A 17,715-nucleotide genomic window follows, 5' to 3' on the forward strand; every position below is an offset into this window, starting at 1 on the left:
AAAAATGTAATTAAAAATCTTTAAAAACTTATGAAAAAATTTTTATTAACAGCAATTATGCTTGTTGGCCTTTCGGCCGTTTCTAAGGCTCAACAGGGGCGAGTGGGGATTAACACAACCACACCTGCCGCAACATTAGACGTGGTAGCAAACACTACGGATAATGCAAGACCTGATGCCTTATTAGTCCCTCGTATGACAGCAGGAGAATTATCCGCTAAGGATGATACTAGTGGAACATATGCTGCACCTCAAAACGGAGCCATTGTTTACATTACTGCAGGAACCGGTACAGGAGCTAGAAAAGCTAAAATTACTGGTCCAGGTTTCTATTATTTTGATAATACTGTTCCAGAATGGAAGCCTTTTGGCGGTGGAGCTGCTCCGGCAGGAATGACTGTAAGAGCACAAACAGCTGCTACGATCTCAGATGCAGACTTGAATAATGCAATCCTTGTTACGTCTAATGTTACTTTTAACCTGGCTACATTAACGAAAACCAATGGTAAAACCATTACATTTATTGATGCTACTGCAGGTAATTTCTTTAGTGTAACGGGAGTTCATACTACTGCTTCAACGACACCTCTTCAATCAGGTGGATCTTTGTCTTATATTTGTGATGGGACAAATTGGTATAGCTATAGTTCATTCTAATAACAAAAACACATTATGAAAGTATATTTAACATCAGCATTGTTTGCCATTGTTGCGGCATCAAGCACTTTTTTCGCTCAATTGAGATCAAATGGTACTGTCAGTGCTACAGTAGCTACACAGTCCGTATTCTTAGATGCTTCTGCCAACGGCTTTACAACATCAACTAGTAATGGTAAAGGATTAGCATTTCCTAGAACAAATTTGACAACGTTCACTTTTGTAACACCAGTGACTAGTGCGCTTAATTTCCCAACTGCTTATGATGGGATGATTGTATATAACTCTACTGCTGGTACTACTCCTGCTACAGGATCAGGTATCGGAGGTCAAACTGTAGCTGTAGGTTTTTACTATTTTAGCAACCCTACTCCAACACCAGCGTTCTCTTCTGCTTCTGGGCAATGGTTACCACTAGGTGGAGGAGGTAAAGAAAATATCCTTACTACTGAAACTGTTACAAACAGACAAGTAAATAACGCACAAATTTATGGTATAAAAGGAACTTTTGCTGCAAACGGTACTACTACTGCAGTAACAATTCCTGCTCCTGCTGGAATTACTGCTATGTACGGAATTACTATTTATAGAGCGGGTACTAACACAGTATATTCTAGAGAATTGTACTCATATGATATAACTAATGGATCTGCTGTTACAGGATCTCCTAGTATGTCTGTGGTATATCCGAACGGAACATATGATTATGTTTTAGAATATTTAAAATAAAGAAATTTATTTAATTACATAATAAAAACCAATGAGAAGTCATTGGTTTTTTACTTTTAAAGAGATCAGATGTTCTTTTATTTTTCGGTGGTAGTAAATAATATTCATTCAATTTTAAAATTTCTATCTTATTATTTTTGAAATAAGAATGGTAAGAAAATTTTAACACTGTATTGAGATGTTAAAATCTGGTTCTGAAATTTGATATTATAAGGCTCAGCATATTCTGGTAGTCATTTTGCTCACATCTTGGATTTAAGAATTTTAATTTTGGAATTATTTTTTTTGATTAAAATCTTAACAATATGTATTTTTTAATTTATTGATTATCAGTTTGTTTTGTTTTTGAAGTTTTTAAATTATTTATAAATTAGTTAATTATGTTAACTTTTTAAGTGTTTTTTTAACACTTTTTAACAGTGTAGCGTAAAAGCCCTATTCATAGGAGGTTGCAGCTTTGTTTAACATTTTGTTAGTGTTTTATTAACTGTTTTTAACATATTGAATAGGGTTTTATAAAGATTCCTGATACATTTGCTCCGTCAAAACCAATAAAAGTTCAAAATGATGAAAAGATTCATTCTCGTAATCATAATGATGATTTCAACCTTAGGTGTTTACTCTTTTACAAGTAATGCCTTAGATGCGAAAAAAACAAGTTATGCATCGTACTACCACGATAAATTTAACGGTAGAAAAACTGCCAGCGGAGAAATCTTTGATAATTCAAAGTTCACTGCAGCAAACAGAACGCTTCCATTTGGAACAAACGTTAAGGTAACAAACCTTAAAAATGGTAAAGAGGTAATAGTGAGAATTAATGACAGAGGGCCTTACCATTCATCAAGATCTTTAGACATGTCTAAAGCTGCGTTCGATGAGATCGGAGATATCAACCATGGTACTATTCCGGTCGAATATGAAATTGTCGATTAATTTTATGATTTAAATTAAAAAAAAGCCAGCTGATTCAGCTGGCTTTTTGTATGGATAAATATAGCGTTGATTATACATCCAATTCCAATAAAGCAGGACAATGGTCAGAATGTACAGCTTCCTTTAAAATAACAGCCCTTGTAAGCTTATCTTTTAAACTATAGGAAGTGAAGTTATAATCTAACCTCCAGCCTTTATTTCTTTCCCTTGAATTTTGTCGGTAGCTCCACCATGTATAATTATCCGGTTCATTATTAAAGAATCTGAAACTGTCAATCAGTTCACACTCATTAATGAAACTGGTCATCCATTCTCTTTCCATGGGAAGAAACCCTGAAACATTCTTTAGACCTACAGGATTGTGGATATCGATAGCCTCGTGGCAGATATTAAAATCACCGGATATAATAAGGTTAGGAATTTCTTTTTTTAAATTCTTGATATACTCAAGGAAGTCATGGCAGAACTGCATTTTAAAATCCAGTCTCTCAATATTAGAAGCAGAAGGAACATATACTGAAATAGCTGAAAATCCATCAAAATCTGCACGGATGATTCTTCCTTCATTATCATAGCTTTCAATACCACAACCATACTCTACATGATTGGGTTTTATTTTTGAGGCAATTCCAACCCCGCTATAGCCTTTTCTTACTGCAGAGTGCCAATAACTGTGATATCCTAATTTTTCAAGACTTTCGATATCTATCTGATCGTTTCCTGCTTTGCTCTCCTGAATACAGATGATATCCGGATCGGCAGTCTTCAGCCAGCCCAGAAAATCTTTTGTAAAGGCCGCTCTGATTCCGTTGACATTGTATGTAATTAATCTCATTAGTCTTCTATAAAAATTTTAAAGTTTTCGTTGTATTTGGATGGGATAAATTCCGTGATAGTATAGTCTGCAACTTCATGAATATAAAACGGATCTTCATAGATTATCTTTTCAACTTCCTTTTTAGATTCTGCTTTGGCAATAATAATTCCTCCAGTCCTTGGTTCTTTTCTTCCTGAAGCAATGAAATTCCCGGATTCGTAATGTTTGTTGAGAAAAATATTGTGCTGCGGAATAAGCTGTTCTACATTTTCAATAGAACTCTTATAGGTAAGCGAAATAATAAACATGATTTATTTTTTACGAAGATATGAACTATAAAAAAGAAGTGGAAATAAAAAAGCCGGTTTTGAATTTCAAAGCCGACTTTTTATATTTTTAGTAAGGGATCTTATTTTTTAAAAACGGTTTTACCGTCTTTTGTAAGTTCTATTTCCTCGCCTTTGCCTCTCAGCTCATAATGATCATTCTTATACCATATTCCTGATGCAGGCTTTTGCCCCTGAAGTTCAATTGTTTCATTGTTGAAAACCACCGTAGCTGTATTTTTGGTATTATTGAAAGTCATATCCAACGTTTTTCCACTGCTGTCTTTCGAAGTACTTTTTACAATTTCATCCTGAGTTCCTGAAACAACTGCTGAATCAGACGGCTTAGAAGCAACACTGTCTACAGGAGTAGGAGTGGAATCTGTTGCTTTCTTTTCTTTATTACATGAAGTTAAAAATAATGTTGCAAATGCTGCTGCAATAAAAATGTGCTTTTTCATAAGATTATATTTATTTAAGGTTGTCTTCTAGTATGCAAAATGAATGCCTTAAAAAAGAGGCGGAAAAAATCATTCGATTTTTTCCGCCTTTAACCCAAAATTAAATAAACTATGAAAAAAACTACTTGGGTTCTAATACGCTGATAGGAATAATACACTCTTCAAGTGAAATCCCTCCATGCTGGTAAGTTTCTTTATAGTAATTAACAAAATGATTGTAATTTTTAGGATAAGCCAGGAATATATTGTTTTTCGCAAAAATATATTTCGAGCTTAGGTTTCCTTTTGGAAGGAAAAGCTTTTCCGGGTTGGTAATGGCCCATACATCACTGTCATCATACGTTAAGCTTTTACCTGTTTTATATCTGATATTCGTAGAAGTTTCTCTGTCTCCTACCACTTTACTTGGTTTTTTCACGTATACCGTTCCGTGATCTGTAGTGATAACCAGCTTATACCCGTTTTCTGCAGCTGATTTAATAATCTTCAGTAAGGAAGAATTTTCAAACCAGTTGAAAGTAAGGGAACGGAAGGTTTTATCATCACGAATCAACTGATCTACAATATGGTTGTCTGTTTTCGCGTGTGACAGGATATCGATAAAGTTATAGACAATTACCAACAGATCATTATTTTTATGCTGGTTGAAGTCATCATAGATCTTTCTTTCAAAATCAGCGTTCAGTACTTTAAGGTACTTCATAGATTTTGATCCCAGACCAATTCTCTTCATCTGATCTTCCAGGAAGTCACGTTCAAATTCATTTTTATTTCCCTCTTCATTATCATTGAACCATTTATCAGGAAAACGTTTCTCAATCTCAGACGGCATTAATCCTGCAAAGAAAGAGTTTCTTGCATACTGTGTTGCCGTAGGAAGAATACTGTAGTAATAATCTTCTGAAACTTTATTGTAATATTTTGTAAATAAAGGTTCAATCACTTTCCACTGATCGTAACGAAGATTATCCACCATCAGTAAAAGAACTTTTTCTTTTTCTACTTCCGGCTTTACTTTTTCTTTGAAAAGGGTGTGGCTCATTAGAGGCTTGTCTGTATCAATAAGCCAGTCTGCATAATTTTTCTCAATAAACTTAGCAAATTGAATATTAGCTTCCTCTTTCTGAGATTGCAGAAGATCGGCAAACTCATTGTCTGCTACTTTATCAAATTTGATTTCCCAGCTAAGGATCTTTTTATAATATTCAGCCCATTCCTGATACGTTCTCAGGTAAGAAAGTTCCATGGAAAGGTTTCTGAATTCCTGCTGGTATTGGAGAATTGTTTTTTGTTCAACAAGATTATCCTGCTGAAGGTTTTTCTTTAAGGAAAGTAATATCTGATTAGGGTTTACAGGCTTTAATATATAATCGGCAATCTGGGAACCGATAGCCTCTTCCATAATGTGTTCCTCTTCGCTTTTGGTTACCATTACGATTTTTAAGGCATTATCTTTTTCCTTGATCATTGGAATGGCTTCCAATCCGGAAATGCCGGGCATATTTTCATCAATGAGGGTTAAAGCGAATTTCTCTGAATCCATAAGTTCCAAAGCCTCATTCACATTATTAACAGGAGTTACCTGGTAACCCTTCTTTTCTAAAAATACGATATGAGGTTTAAGTAAATCTATTTCATCATCAATCCATAATATCTTTTCTGACATAATTTATTTTTTACATGGTTATTGTATCAAAATGTTGACCAAATCCTTTTAAAATCTCACAAAATCGAAAGATTAAAAGTTAAATATTAGTTAAATGAAAATGTTGTGAAATAATTCACATTTCCGTTTCATTTAATCAGTGGTTTTTATATACTCCAAAGCCTTTTCCAGAACTTCGTCTTTTCCGTTTTTTATCCCTTCTACACTTGGTTTTATAAAGATGTCAGGAATAATCCCGATTCTTTGGGTTTCTCTGCCATCCGGGTAATAAGCACCCAGACCTGTAAACCTTGTATCAAGGTCGGCAATTTTAAACATAATGACATCTCCGTTGGCTCCTGAAGTTTACTTCCGATAATTTTCGCTTTCGGATGCTGTTTGAACATCATGGTTGTAGTTTCTGCCTGGCTTTGCGTATTCTCATCTACTAAAACGATTACATTTCCTTTATAGTATTCAGGGTTCTTTCTGCCGGTGACATTTTTTCTGCTGTAAAATTTTCCGGGATAGCTGGTGTCAGGAAAAGTAAACTGATAATAGATTGAGGGATTGGGAAGAAGAAGATAACTTAAAGGAATAACCGTTTGCTTCGGATAATTCCTGAGATCAAAAATAATAGATTTTGCAGATTTTAAACTGCTGTACATTTCATCAAGATCTTCCTTTTCTAAAATTCCCATATGGACATATCCGATTTTCTTTTCATCATCCATAAATTTCCATTTTTCGGGAGCTGGAATTTTTTCATGAATAATATCTTTAATAAAGTATGTCTTGGTTTTTATTTCCAGATTTTGTCCATCCCTTTCAATCTTTACGGAAATAGAATCATTCTTGCTGAAGAGAAGTTTATCTTTTATTTTGCTGACCTTTCCCCATGAGTTGGAAGCGGGTACATATTTTGCCAAACTATTGATCAGTTGAGGGATGGTTTTTCCTTCAATATCATAGATGACATCTCCCGGATGCAGCGGGCTTTTATGTCTGGATCGTGTGTCGTTAACTTTTGTAATCACTAGTTTTCCTTCAGCATAAGTGTATTCTACGGGAACTTTTCGTTGACCATACAAACTAAATTGAATTTCTTTTGACGAAATATAAGCGTGTGAGTCATCTGTTTTAGCCACCAGTTCTGCTAATGCCAGGTGAAAATTCTCGTCATTATCAATCGTTAGAAATTTGGGAATCATTTCCGTAAGGACATCATTCCAGTTCTGATCGGTTTCATATTTATAAGGAAAGAAATATTCTACATAATTCCAATATCTGAATAGCTCCAGTAAACCATTTCTTTTGGAAGTAAATTGAGAACCATAAGATTTTTCATTCCTGAAGTATATTTTTCTTCCTCCTTTTCCAAAATAGTGATTGTCTCCAAGATTCCTGTTGTTTTCAATATAACGAAGTTTTTGAGATACATCATCGGAGAAAATTTGTGAATTGTCTATCCAGCGTAGGTCAAAATTTTTAAGGAAATAAACTTTCTGATCTTGTACTACACATTCTTTGCATAATGGAACTTGTCCGAGACTTTCGATCCATTCAGAATACATGGCATTGAGAGATTCCTTATCATGAATATCTTCAAGTTCATTGATTTTTTGAAAAAGTTGCTTGTCCCAGTTAAGATTTCCTTTTGCAACGTGAGGATGGTAATATTTTAAAAATCCCCAAACCCTGCACAGAGATTCCAATTTTTGGGTCTCAGTGATCATTTGTGCGGAAAAGTTTAAACTTAAAAATAAAAAGAGGAAAAGCGAGAAGCGTCTCATTAAAGGTTGCCGTGTTTTCTCTCAAAGATAATCCTTTAATATAACAGGCGCAAAAGGTTTTCAAAAAATCTTGAATTGATAATAAATAGATGCCAAACAATTTCTGAAGTTGATACGATGACGTTTTTGATGAAAAATATTCGGTAGATCATCGCCTTACCCCAATATCTTAATAGTAATTTAATAAAAGGCTAAATTTTAAAATGCCTAACTTTGTTTACTAATACTGAAGTTTCAATGCAGAATAAGCTAAAAATCATCAACGATCCTGTTCACGGGTTTATCAAAATTCCACACGAAATTTTATTTGATATCATTGAGCATCCCTACTTTCAGAGATTAAGAAGAATCGGGCAGACCGGACTTTTGAATCTGATATTTCCCGGGGCTACCCATACAAGGTTTCACCATGCTCTTGGAGCAATGCATTTGATGTTCACTGCTTTGGAAACATTGAAGCAGAAAGGAGTGAAAATTTCTGAGGAAGAAGAAAAAGGAGCGATGCTGGCTATTCTGATGCATGATATTGGTCATGGTCCGTTTTCCCATGCGCTGGAAAGTATGCTGATGGATGACTGGCATCATGAAAACCTTTCTTTATTATTGATGAATAAGCTAAATGAAGAATTTGAAGGTCAGCTTTCAATGGCTATTGAGATGTTTCAGGGGAAATACCACCGAAAATTTTTCAATCAATTGATATCTTCACAACTGGATGTTGACCGTTTGGATTATCTTAAAAGAGACAGTTTTTTTACAGGAGTATCCGAAGGAAATATTAATACCCAGAGAATTATTTCCATGATGAATGTCTGTGAAGAAGGCGAGCTGGTGATTGATGCAAAAGGGATTTATTCCATTGAAAATTTCCTGACAGCCAGAATGTTCATGTACTGGCAGGTGTACTATCATAAAACTTCAGCGTTGGCAGAGTTTCTTTTAGTTAAAATCCTTGAAAGAGCAAAGTATCTGATTTCCCAGGGAGTAGAACTTCCTGCAACGGATAATCTGAAATATTTCTTATACCGTGAAAAAAGTGCTGCAACGGATGAAGATATAGAGCGATTTACCCGACTTGATGACAATGATGTGATTCAGGCAATGAAAGAATGGCAGAATTCTGATGACTTTGTTTTGTCGTATTGGTGTAAATGTGTAATTCAGAGAAATTTGCCTAAAACCATTATTTCATCACATCCATTTGACCAGGAAATAATTGAGGAAAAAATAAAAAAGAGTAATGAACTTTTCGGAATCAATAATGGTAATGAATTGGTTCATGAAATTAAAAGAAAATTATTGCCTTATCATGCAGAGAAACAACCGATTTATTTACTGCATAAAAATGGCAGGAGAACAAGGCTGCATGAGTCGGAAGATCAGCTTTTATCAGGATTAATCGTGAATAAGACGACCCGCTATATCCTTATGTTTCCAAGAGATATCTCCAGACTGGACTCTTAAAGAATATTAAAATTTACGATCTGAAACTAAAACATGTTTGCAAATTATAGAATTTCTTATCTTTGCAGAATATGGAATTTACAGCTTCGCAAATTGCAAGTTTTATTGACGGAAAAATAATAGGTGACGAGAATGCACTTATTACGGGAGTTTCACCAATTGAAAATGGGGAATCAGGACATCTATCTTTTATAGCACAGGATCGGTTTTCTCATTTTTTGGATAGCTCAAAATGCTCTGTTATCATCGTTTCGGAACAACTTCTGGAGAAAAATCATTATAACCCTACCTTAATCGTTGTAAAAGATGCCTATCTTTCTTTTCAGATTCTGATGAATTTATATCAGGAGATGCAGGGAAGAAAAGAAGGTGTTGAAAACGGTTCGTCTATTCATGACACCGCTGTCATAGGAGATAAAGCATATATCGGAGCATTTACATATGTTTCAGAGAAAGCTAAAATCGGGGAAGGATCACAAATCTATCCACATGTATATATAGGAAAAGGTGTGAAAATTGGTAAAAACTGTAAGATCGACAGTGGTGCCAGAATTTATGACTACTGTATTATTGGGGATAACTGCGTAATTCATTCCAATACGGTAATCGGAGGTGACGGTTTCGGTTTCCAGCCAACAGCTGATGGCTTCAAAAAAATACCACAGCTTGGAAATGTGATTATTGAAGACGATGTAGAAATTGGTTCAAACTGTAGTATCGACAGAGCTACAATAGGCTCTACAATAATAGGAAAAGGAACTAAGATTGATAACCTGATTCAGATTGCCCACAACGTAAAAATTGGTCAGAACAACGTAATTGCTGCACAGGCAGGAATTGCAGGTTCCACAACTATCGGTGACTGGAACCAGATTGGTGGCCAGGTAGGTGTCGTAGGACATATCAAAATAGGGAACCAGGTGAAAATTCAGGCTCAGAGTGGCGTGAATTCCAGCGTTAATGACAGAGAAACATTGTACGGTTCACCAGCAATCAGTTACAATGACTACTTAAGGAGTTATGTTCATTTCAGGAACTTACCTGGAATAGTAAATAGAATAAATAATCTTGAGAATAACTCAAAAGATAATACTAATGAGTGATATGCAAAAAACACTTCAGCAAGAGGTAACTCTTTCTGGAATTGGCCTTCATACTGGTAAAGAAGTAAAACTTACCATTAAACCTGCTAAAGAAAATACAGGTTTTGTATTTGTAAGAACAGACTTGGAGGGACATCCTCAGGTAGAAGCTGATGTAAATTATGTTGTAGCAACTGAAAGAGGAACTACATTAGAAAAATTAGGGGTGAAAATTACCACTTGCGAACACCTTTTAGCAGCCCTTGTTGGTTGTGATATTGATAACGCAATTTTAGAAATGGATGCCTCTGAACCTCCTATTTTGGATGGATCCTCAAAATATTTTGTGGAAGCTATCGAAAGTGTAGGAGTAGCAGAACAAACGGTTGCAAGAGAATATCTTGTGGTAAAAGAAGTTCTTACGTACAGTGATCCGGCTACAGGTTCGGAAATCACCATCATTCCTTCAGATACTTACGAAGTAACTACTATGGTAGATTTTGGGACTAAAGTATTGGGTACTCAGAATGCTACTCTTAAAAATATTTCAGAATTTAAAGACGAAATCTCATCAGCAAGAACATTCAGCTTCCTGCATGAATTGGAAATGCTTTTAGATCATGGTTTGATCAAAGGTGGAGATATTTCCAATGCTATTGTATATGTGGATAAAGATCTTACTCCTGATACTACAGAAAAATTAAAGAAAGCCTTTGGAAAAGATAATGTATCTATCAGACCAAATGGTATTCTTGACAATCTTAATTTAAACTATCCTAACGAAGCAGCGAGACACAAATTACTGGATGTAATCGGTGACCTTGCTTTGGCAGGTGTAAAAATAAAAGGTAAAGTTATTGCTAACAAACCGGGACACTTTGTGAATACTCAGTTTGCGAAAAAACTAAACCGCCAGTGGAAATTGCAGAAAAAGAAAAACGTTCCGGATTTTGATCTTACAAAAGAACCGGTATTCGATATCAACGGAATTATGAAGCTTATGCCTCACAGGCCTCCGTTCTTATTAATTGATAAAGTTCTTGAACTTTCAGACTCTCATGTTGTAGGGTTGAAAAATGTAACAATGAACGAACCTTTCTTCGTTGGACACTTCCCTAAAGAACCTGTAATGCCTGGAGTTCTTCAGGTAGAAGCATTAGCACAGACAGGAGGAATTCTTGTATTGGCCAGCGTGCCGGATCCTGAAAACTATTCTACGTATTTCATCAAAATTGATAAGGTGAAATTCAAAAGAAAAGTAATTCCAGGAGATACGCTTATATTCAAAATTGAATTGATAGAGCCTATCAGAAGAGGAATTGTTCATATGCAGGGGTATGGATATGTAGGAGACACTGTAGCAGTAGAAGCAGAGCTTATGGCTCAAGTTGCAAAAAATAAAGTTGATTAAATGATTCATCAATTAGCAGCCGTAGATAAACGTGCGAAAATCAGCAAAAATGTAATCGTAGAACCTTTCACTACTATTGCAGGGGACGTAGAAATCGGAGAAGGAACATGGATTGGTCCTAATGTAACCATTATGGACGGAGCAAGAATAGGGAAGAACTGTAGGATTTTCCCTGGGACTGTAATCTCTGCAATTCCCCAGGATCTGAAATTTGATGGTGAAGATACCCAGGTAATTATCGGTGACGAAACGACAATCAGAGAGTGCGTTACCGTAAACAGAGGTACAAAGGCGTTAGGATATACTAAAATAGGTGCTCACTGTCTTATTATGGCTACTTCACACATTGCACATGATTGCGTTATCGGAGATCACGTTATCATTGTAAACGGTTGTGGTATTGCAGGGCACGTGGAGATTGGTGATTATACAGTAATGGGAGGTTTATCAGCGGTTCACCAATTTGGTAAAATCGGAAAACATGTAATGATTTCCGGAGGTACTTTGGTAAGAAAAGATATTCCACCTTACGTAAAAGTAGCAAGAGAACCTATGTCTTATGCTGGTATCAATTCTGTTGGTTTAAGAAGAAGAGGATTTACGAATGAAAAGATCTTTGAAATTCAGAAAATCTACAGAGCAATCTTCCAAATGAAGATGAACGTTTCTCAGGCTATTTCCCATATTGAAAAAGAAATGCTTCCAACGGCTGAAAGAGATGAAATCTTACAGTTTATTCAAAACTCACCAAGAGGTATCGTAAAAGGATACGGAACCGGTAAAGAAAGTAATTAAGAGAAATGCTAAAAAGCAAATTTGCAAATCTGCCTGTTTGCTTGCCAGCCAATAAAATTTAAGTAAAAAAAGATAATATATATTAATGGCAACAAGTAACGATATCAGAAAAGGTCTTTGCATCGAGTATAGCAACGATATTTTTAAAGTAATCGAGTTTCTTCACGTAAAACCAGGGAAAGGACCTGCTTTCGTAAGAACAAAATTAAAATCTGTGACTAACGGTAAAGTAATTGATAATACTTTCTCTGCTGGACACAAAATTGATGAAGTAAAAGTAATCACTAGAAAATTCCAGTATCTTTATGATGATGAGAATGGATTCCACTTCATGAACAATGATGACTTCTCTCAATTATATATCAATAAAGAAATGATTGAGAACGCTCAGTTTATGAAAGCTGGTGAGGAAGTAACAATCATCCTGAAAGAAGTTGATGAAACTCCACTTTCTGCTGAACTTCCACAGTCAGTATACCTTGATGTTATCGAAGCTGATCCGGGTGTAAAAGGAAACACTGCAACAAATGCCCTTAAAAACGCAATCGTTGAAACAGGAGCAAGAGTAATGGTTCCTTTGTTCATTGAACCAGGAGACAAAATTAAAGTAAGCACTGAAGACGGTAGCTACTTAGAAAGAGTGAAATAATAAATAAAATTTACATAAATTCGGTTTGCATCAGCACTCCGAATTTTGTTTTATAAGAAAATCTATTGTTATGAGATTCCATTCTCCGCAAAAGCTTAAAACGATTGCAGATTTAATAGGCTCAGCATTTGTAGGGCCGGAAGATTTTGAAGTATTGGGAACTAATGAAATTCACATGGTAAAGCCAGGTGATATCGTTTTTGTGAATCATCCTAAATATTATGACAAAGCATTAAACTCTGCAGCAACTATTATTTTAATTGATAAAGAAGTAGATTGCCCGGAAGGTAAAGCACTTTTAGTTTCTGATGATCCTTTCAGAGACTTTAATAAAATCAATACCCATTTTACCAGAATCTATAATTTCACGGAAGAACTTCACGATGTTGAAATAGGAGAGGGAACAAAAATCCATTCTTCTGCAGTGATCGGAAACAATGTGAAAATCGGAAAAAATACCTTAATCTTTCCTAATGTTGTCATTGGTGACCGTACGGAAATCGGAGATAACGTCATCATCCAGTCCAATACAGTTTTAGGAGGTGATGCATTTTATTACAGAAAATTAAACGGAAATTTTGACCGTCTGATTTCTGTTGGAAATGTTGTTATTGAAAACAATGTGGAGATCGGAAACGGCTGTACCATAGACAGAGGAGTTACAGACTCTACCATCATTGGAGAAGGTTCTGTTTTAGACAACCAGATTCAGATCGGACATGATACCGTGATCGGAAAAAAATGTCTGATTGCCTCTCAGGTAGGAATTGCAGGATGCTGTATCATCGGAGATGAGGTGACTTTATGGGGACAGGTAGGAATCGCTTCCGGTAACAAAATTGAGTCAGGATCAGTGCTTCTGGGAAAAACAGGTGTGAACAGAGATCTTGAAAAAGGAACCTATATCGGGATGTTTGCAGAAGATTTTAAAACTTATCTGAAAAAAGAAGTAAAACTGAGAAATCTCAAATAAACAATTCCAAAGGTTTTATCTAAAATCAAAGAAATTTGAGTAAATTTGTGAGCATTAATAAAATAATAAATAAATTAAAACAACAATAAAATGTCAATTTTAGTAAACAAAGATTCTAAAGTAATTGTACAAGGATTTACAGGGAACGAAGGAACTTTCCACGCTGGTCAGATGATTGAATACGGAACAAACGTAGTAGGTGGTGTTACTCCAGGAAAAGGAGGTAGCGAGCACTTAGGAAAGCCTGTATTTAATACTGTAGCTGACGCTGTTTCAAAAGCAGGAGCAAACGTAAGTATTATTTTCGTACCACCGGCATTCGCAGCAGACGCTATCATGGAAGCTGCTGAAGCAGGAATCAAAGTAATTGTATGTATTACTGAAGGTATTCCTGTAGCTGATATGGTAAAAGTAAAATCTTACATCGCTGACAGAGACTGCAGATTAATCGGACCAAACTGCCCTGGAATCATTACTTCTGAAGAAGCTAAAATTGGTATTATGCCAGGTTTCGTTTTCAAAAAAGGAAAAGTAGGTATCGTTTCAAAATCAGGTACCCTTACTTACGAAGCTGCTGACCAGGTAGTAAGAGCAGGTTACGGTATTTCTACAGCAATCGGTATCGGTGGTGACCCAATCATCGGAACAACTACAAGAGAAGCTTTAGAGCTATTCATTAACGATCCTGAAACTGAAGCTGTTGTAATGATCGGTGAAATCGGTGGAGGTCTTGAGGCTGAAGCTGCAAGATGGTACAAAGCTAGCGGATCTACTAAACCAGTTGTAGGTTTCATCGCTGGACAGACTGCTCCAAAAGGAAGAACAATGGGACACGCAGGTGCTATCGTAGGTGGTGCTGAAGATACAGCTCAGGCTAAAATGGAAATCATGAGAGAAAACGGTATCAACGTTGTTGACTCTCCTGCTGATATTGGTGCTACTGTAGCTAAGATTCTAGGATAATATAAAACCCAACATATGAAAAAACTTTTATTAGCCTCAGCTTTGACTCTTTCTGCTTTGTCCTTTGCACAGGTGCAATGGAAAAGCACAAGATTTGGAGTAACAGGAGGTTTAAACTACTCCAGAGTATCTAACGCCCACAACCCTTCAGGCCCAAGATATACTTTCCAAGCTGGAGCTTTGGCATTGATTCCCGTAGGAAAGGCAAACCAATTCTTTATTCAACCTGAAGTACTGTACTATGGTGCAGGAGAAACAGGAAAAGATAAAGATGCTAAAGGGGTAAACGGTTATGACGCATTATATGCTAATAACTACCTGAGTGTGCCTCTTTATTTCAAAGGATATTTTTCTGAAGCAGAATCAGAATTCTTTGGATTAATAGGACCTAGATTTAATTTCTTGCTGAATCAGAACGTAAAAGACGCTCCGGTAAGCAGACCTTATTATGACCCGGATGTTACCGATCCTAACCAGCCGGCAGGCGTTAATGGTAAGGCGAAGAGCTTTAACTGGGGACTTGGACTGGGAGTAGGATATAGCTACAAAAGACAACTTGAAGTAGCATTAAAATACGACTTAGGTCTAAGTGATACCTATCCTGGTCTCGCTAAAGAAACTAAGGGTACTGATAAGAAAAAATCAGAACAGGTAATCGCACTTACTTTAAGCTATATATTCAAATAGAATATTTCAGAATATAAAAAATCCCGGAAACTCAGTTTCCGGGATTTTTTTATTAATAGTTTTTTATTTCTTATCCTCTTATCCATTTCCAAAGCTCTTTTAACGTAGCTTTATTTCCGTACATCAAAATACCTACACGGTAGATTTTTCCGGCTAGGAAGATCATAAAAATGGTAGTTACCAGTAATAATGTAATCGACAATGCAATCTGCCATGCAGGAACTCCAAACGGAATTCGGGCAATCATAGCAACCGGTGAAGTAAACGGGATGATGGATAGCCAGAAGCCTAAAGGACCTTCCGGATTATTCATCAATGTGAAACTCCCATACATTCCTAATGTTAATGGTAAAATAGCAAATAAAGTAAATTGCTGGGTCTCTGTTTCGTTATCCACCGCAGAACCAATGGCTGCATAAATAGAACTATAGAAAATATATCCTAAAAGGAAAAATACGATGAATACAAAAATGATTAACGGAAAATTCAGCTCCAGTAAACTGTGTGAAATCTGAGTCGCAAGCTGTCCCATATCCAGTTTGCTTGCAATCTCTTCATTTCCACCAGGAATATTCTTCTGAAGAGGAGAGAACCCTGTATTAAGTACCAATGCACCGATAACAGACATGGTAATCCAGATCAGAAACTGGGTCAGTGCAACCATGGTTACTCCCAGAATTTTACCCATCATCAGTTCAAAAGGTTTTACGGAAGAAATAATGATCTCTACTACACGGTTATTTTTCTCTTCAAGCACACTTCTCATTACTCTTACCCCATAAATAATAATGAACATAAAAGTAACATACATCAGGACCATACTTAATCCGGATTTCACCCCAAAAGCAAGATCAGAATCTTCTTTATTATTATCCGTAACGTTAATGGTTTTTAGGGTAAAGTTTTTATCAAGATCATTCAATTGAGTTTCCTGAATACCCAGTTGCTTTATTTTTTCTTTTCGAACAACATTGCTGATATCAGATACAATTTGTTGTTTGGTATCAAACCCTATTTTACTGTTGATAATGAGTCGGGTTTCCTTTTCAAGGCCATCAAAATTCTCATTTTTCAACGGCGGAAGAATCAGAATGCCGTCCAGAGATTCATTTCCTTTTAAATTGTTAATCTTGGACTTTTCATCAGCCGCAGAAACAAAAACGTAATTTAATTTATCATTAGATTTAAGCTGATTGGTAAACAATCCGCTCTTATCAACCACTTCTATAATACTATGTGATTCATTCGCTTTAAACATGAGTCCGATGACAGCTCCGAAAGCAATAATCATGACAGGGGCAAGCAGGGTCAATATGATGAAAGACTTTTTCTTAACCTGTGTAAGAAACTCTCTTTTGGTAATTAAAAAAATATTATTCATAAAATTAAGAATGGTTACTTACAGCATTAATAAACACTTCATTCATACTAGGAATTCTTTCGTCGAATGATCTCACTTTACCTACCTGTACCAGATCAAGAAGAACATTATTCTGGCTCTCCTCATTTTTCAGGTCAAAAGAAACAAGATTATTTTCATGGGATAGGTTGAAGATCTCATATTTGTTTTTGAAATTTTCAAACTGATCATTGCTTACTTCAGAAAGCGTAATCCCAAAAATATTTTTCTTAAATTTTTCTCTTACATCAAAAACCCTTCCGTCAATAATTTTCTTTGAATTGTTGATCAAAGCAACATAATCACACATTTCCTCTACACTTTCCATTCTGTGGGTAGAAAGAATGATGGTTGTTCCGTTATTTTTAAGGTCAATGATCTGATCTTTAATTAAGTTGGCATTCACTGGATCAAAACCTGAAAACGGCTCATCAAGAATTAAAAGATGTGGTCTGTGGAGAACGGTTACTACAAACTGGATTTTTTGTGCCATTCCCTTAGAAAGCTCCGAAAGCTTTTTCTTCCACCATTGATCGATGTTCAGCTTTTCAAACCACTTTTTGGCTTCGTTAAGGGCATCACTTTTCTTCATTCCCTTCAGTTCCCCGAAATATAGAATCTGGTCACCAACAGTCATGTTTTTGTACAGTCCTCTTTCTTCAGGCATATAGCCAATATCTTTAATATGACTTGGATTAAGCTTTTGGCCATTGATATGGATTTCTCCAGAATCTGCCTGAGTAATTTGGTTAATGATACGGATAAAAGAAGTTTTTCCGGCTCCGTTAGGACCTAAAAGGCCATAAATACTGCCTTTTGGAACATGGATGCTGAAATCATCCAGGGCGACCTTTTTTCCTGCATTATAGGTCTTTTTAATATGTTCAGCTTTTAACATTAAGTTGTTCTTTTTACTATTAGTATGAAA

The 17,715-nt window shown here is 35.8% G+C and carries 18 protein-coding genes; 11 read left to right on the plus strand and 7 right to left on the minus strand.

The annotated features are described in order from the left end of the window. Positions 1-57: 57 nt before the first annotated feature. The 3 genes from ACMA47_RS06495 to ACMA47_RS06505 all read left to right on the plus strand — a co-directional run bounded on the left by ACMA47_RS06495 (position 58) and on the right by ACMA47_RS06505 (position 2,322). On the plus strand, positions 58-657 hold the full coding sequence (locus ACMA47_RS06495) for a hypothetical protein (RefSeq protein ID WP_413929145.1): 600 nt from the start codon (positions 58-60) through the stop codon (positions 655-657). A 39-nt stretch (positions 658-696) separates the two neighbouring features. Further along, the gene (locus tag ACMA47_RS06500; protein WP_413929146.1) at positions 697-1,386 is read left to right on the plus strand and encodes a hypothetical protein; all 690 of its coding nucleotides are present in this window, start codon (positions 697-699) and stop codon (positions 1,384-1,386) included. Between the two features lie 564 nt (positions 1,387-1,950). Further along, positions 1,951-2,322 carry a septal ring lytic transglycosylase RlpA family protein gene (locus ACMA47_RS06505; RefSeq protein WP_062674044.1) on the plus strand — a complete coding sequence of 124 codons (372 nt, stop codon included), beginning with the start codon at positions 1,951-1,953 and terminating at the stop codon, positions 2,320-2,322. A gap of 70 nt (positions 2,323-2,392) precedes the next feature. On the opposite strand, the gene ACMA47_RS06510 is transcribed toward ACMA47_RS06505, so the two are convergent. The 5 genes from ACMA47_RS06510 to ACMA47_RS06530 all read right to left on the minus strand — a co-directional run bounded on the left by ACMA47_RS06510 (position 2,393) and on the right by ACMA47_RS06530 (position 7,307). After that, positions 2,393-3,157, minus strand: coding sequence for an exodeoxyribonuclease III (locus ACMA47_RS06510; RefSeq protein WP_413929147.1), 765 nt, complete (start codon positions 3,155-3,157; stop codon positions 2,393-2,395). Beyond that, on the minus strand, positions 3,157-3,447 hold the full coding sequence (locus tag ACMA47_RS06515) for a YciI family protein (protein WP_413929148.1): 291 nt from the start codon (positions 3,445-3,447) through the stop codon (positions 3,157-3,159). The genes ACMA47_RS06510 and ACMA47_RS06515 overlap by 1 nt, the downstream gene beginning before the upstream one ends. 101 nt (positions 3,448-3,548) lie before the next feature. Continuing rightward, positions 3,549-3,926, minus strand: coding sequence for an MliC family protein (locus ACMA47_RS06520; RefSeq protein ID WP_413929149.1), 378 nt, complete (start codon positions 3,924-3,926; stop codon positions 3,549-3,551). Between the two features lie 121 nt (positions 3,927-4,047). Then, positions 4,048-5,592: a bifunctional response regulator/alkaline phosphatase family protein gene (locus ACMA47_RS06525; protein WP_034699150.1), complete on the minus strand. Its 1,545-nt coding sequence runs from the start codon at positions 5,590-5,592 to the stop codon at positions 4,048-4,050. Positions 5,593-5,804: 212 nt separating this feature from the next. Continuing rightward, entirely contained in the window at positions 5,805-7,307 is a 1,503-nt protein-coding gene (locus ACMA47_RS06530) for a S41 family peptidase (RefSeq protein WP_413929150.1), read from the minus strand. Between the two features lie 294 nt (positions 7,308-7,601). Here ACMA47_RS06530 and ACMA47_RS06535 point away from each other — a divergent pair, with 294 nt between their 5' ends. The 8 genes from ACMA47_RS06535 (at position 7,602) to ACMA47_RS06570 (ending at position 15,388) form a co-directional block, all read left to right on the plus strand. Beyond that, on the plus strand, positions 7,602-8,828 hold the full coding sequence (locus ACMA47_RS06535; protein WP_413929151.1) for an HD domain-containing protein: 1,227 nt from the start codon (positions 7,602-7,604) through the stop codon (positions 8,826-8,828). Positions 8,829-8,899: 71 nt separating this feature from the next. Then, entirely contained in the window at positions 8,900-9,931 is a 1,032-nt protein-coding gene (lpxD, locus tag ACMA47_RS06540; protein ID WP_413929153.1) for a UDP-3-O-(3-hydroxymyristoyl)glucosamine N-acyltransferase, read from the plus strand. Further along, positions 9,924-11,321 (plus strand): bifunctional UDP-3-O-[3-hydroxymyristoyl] N-acetylglucosamine deacetylase/3-hydroxyacyl-ACP dehydratase, encoded by a 1,398-nt coding sequence (locus ACMA47_RS06545; protein ID WP_034699159.1) that lies wholly within the window; start codon positions 9,924-9,926, stop codon positions 11,319-11,321. Before lpxD ends, ACMA47_RS06545 begins: the two co-directional genes overlap by 8 nt. Next, positions 11,322-12,116 (plus strand): acyl-ACP--UDP-N-acetylglucosamine O-acyltransferase, encoded by a 795-nt coding sequence (lpxA, locus tag ACMA47_RS06550; protein ID WP_062674059.1) that lies wholly within the window; start codon positions 11,322-11,324, stop codon positions 12,114-12,116. It abuts the gene before it with no gap. Between the two features lie 85 nt (positions 12,117-12,201). Further along, entirely contained in the window at positions 12,202-12,765 is a 564-nt protein-coding gene (efp, locus tag ACMA47_RS06555; RefSeq protein WP_034699164.1) for an elongation factor P, read from the plus strand. A gap of 70 nt (positions 12,766-12,835) precedes the next feature. After that, the gene (locus ACMA47_RS06560) at positions 12,836-13,738 is read left to right on the plus strand and encodes an LpxD N-terminal domain-containing protein (RefSeq protein ID WP_062674061.1); all 903 of its coding nucleotides are present in this window, start codon (positions 12,836-12,838) and stop codon (positions 13,736-13,738) included. 90 nt (positions 13,739-13,828) lie between these two features. Next, positions 13,829-14,701, plus strand: coding sequence for a succinate--CoA ligase subunit alpha (gene sucD, locus ACMA47_RS06565; RefSeq protein ID WP_034699171.1), 873 nt, complete (start codon positions 13,829-13,831; stop codon positions 14,699-14,701). 15 nt (positions 14,702-14,716) lie between these two features. Next, positions 14,717-15,388 carry a porin family protein gene (locus ACMA47_RS06570; protein ID WP_079242902.1) on the plus strand — a complete coding sequence of 224 codons (672 nt, stop codon included), beginning with the start codon at positions 14,717-14,719 and terminating at the stop codon, positions 15,386-15,388. 70 nt (positions 15,389-15,458) lie between these two features. On the opposite strand, the gene ACMA47_RS06575 is transcribed toward ACMA47_RS06570, so the two are convergent. Both ACMA47_RS06575 and ACMA47_RS06580 read right to left on the minus strand, forming a co-directional pair. Continuing rightward, positions 15,459-16,769 (minus strand): ABC transporter permease, encoded by a 1,311-nt coding sequence (locus ACMA47_RS06575; RefSeq protein WP_413929154.1) that lies wholly within the window; start codon positions 16,767-16,769, stop codon positions 15,459-15,461. Between the two features lie 4 nt (positions 16,770-16,773). After that, positions 16,774-17,685, minus strand: coding sequence for an ABC transporter ATP-binding protein (locus ACMA47_RS06580; RefSeq protein ID WP_413929155.1), 912 nt, complete (start codon positions 17,683-17,685; stop codon positions 16,774-16,776). Between the last annotated feature and the right edge of the window lie 30 nt (positions 17,686-17,715).

It is taken from the genome of Chryseobacterium sp. T20 (assembly GCF_047345655.1).
Taxonomy (GTDB): domain Bacteria; phylum Bacteroidota; class Bacteroidia; order Flavobacteriales; family Weeksellaceae; genus Chryseobacterium.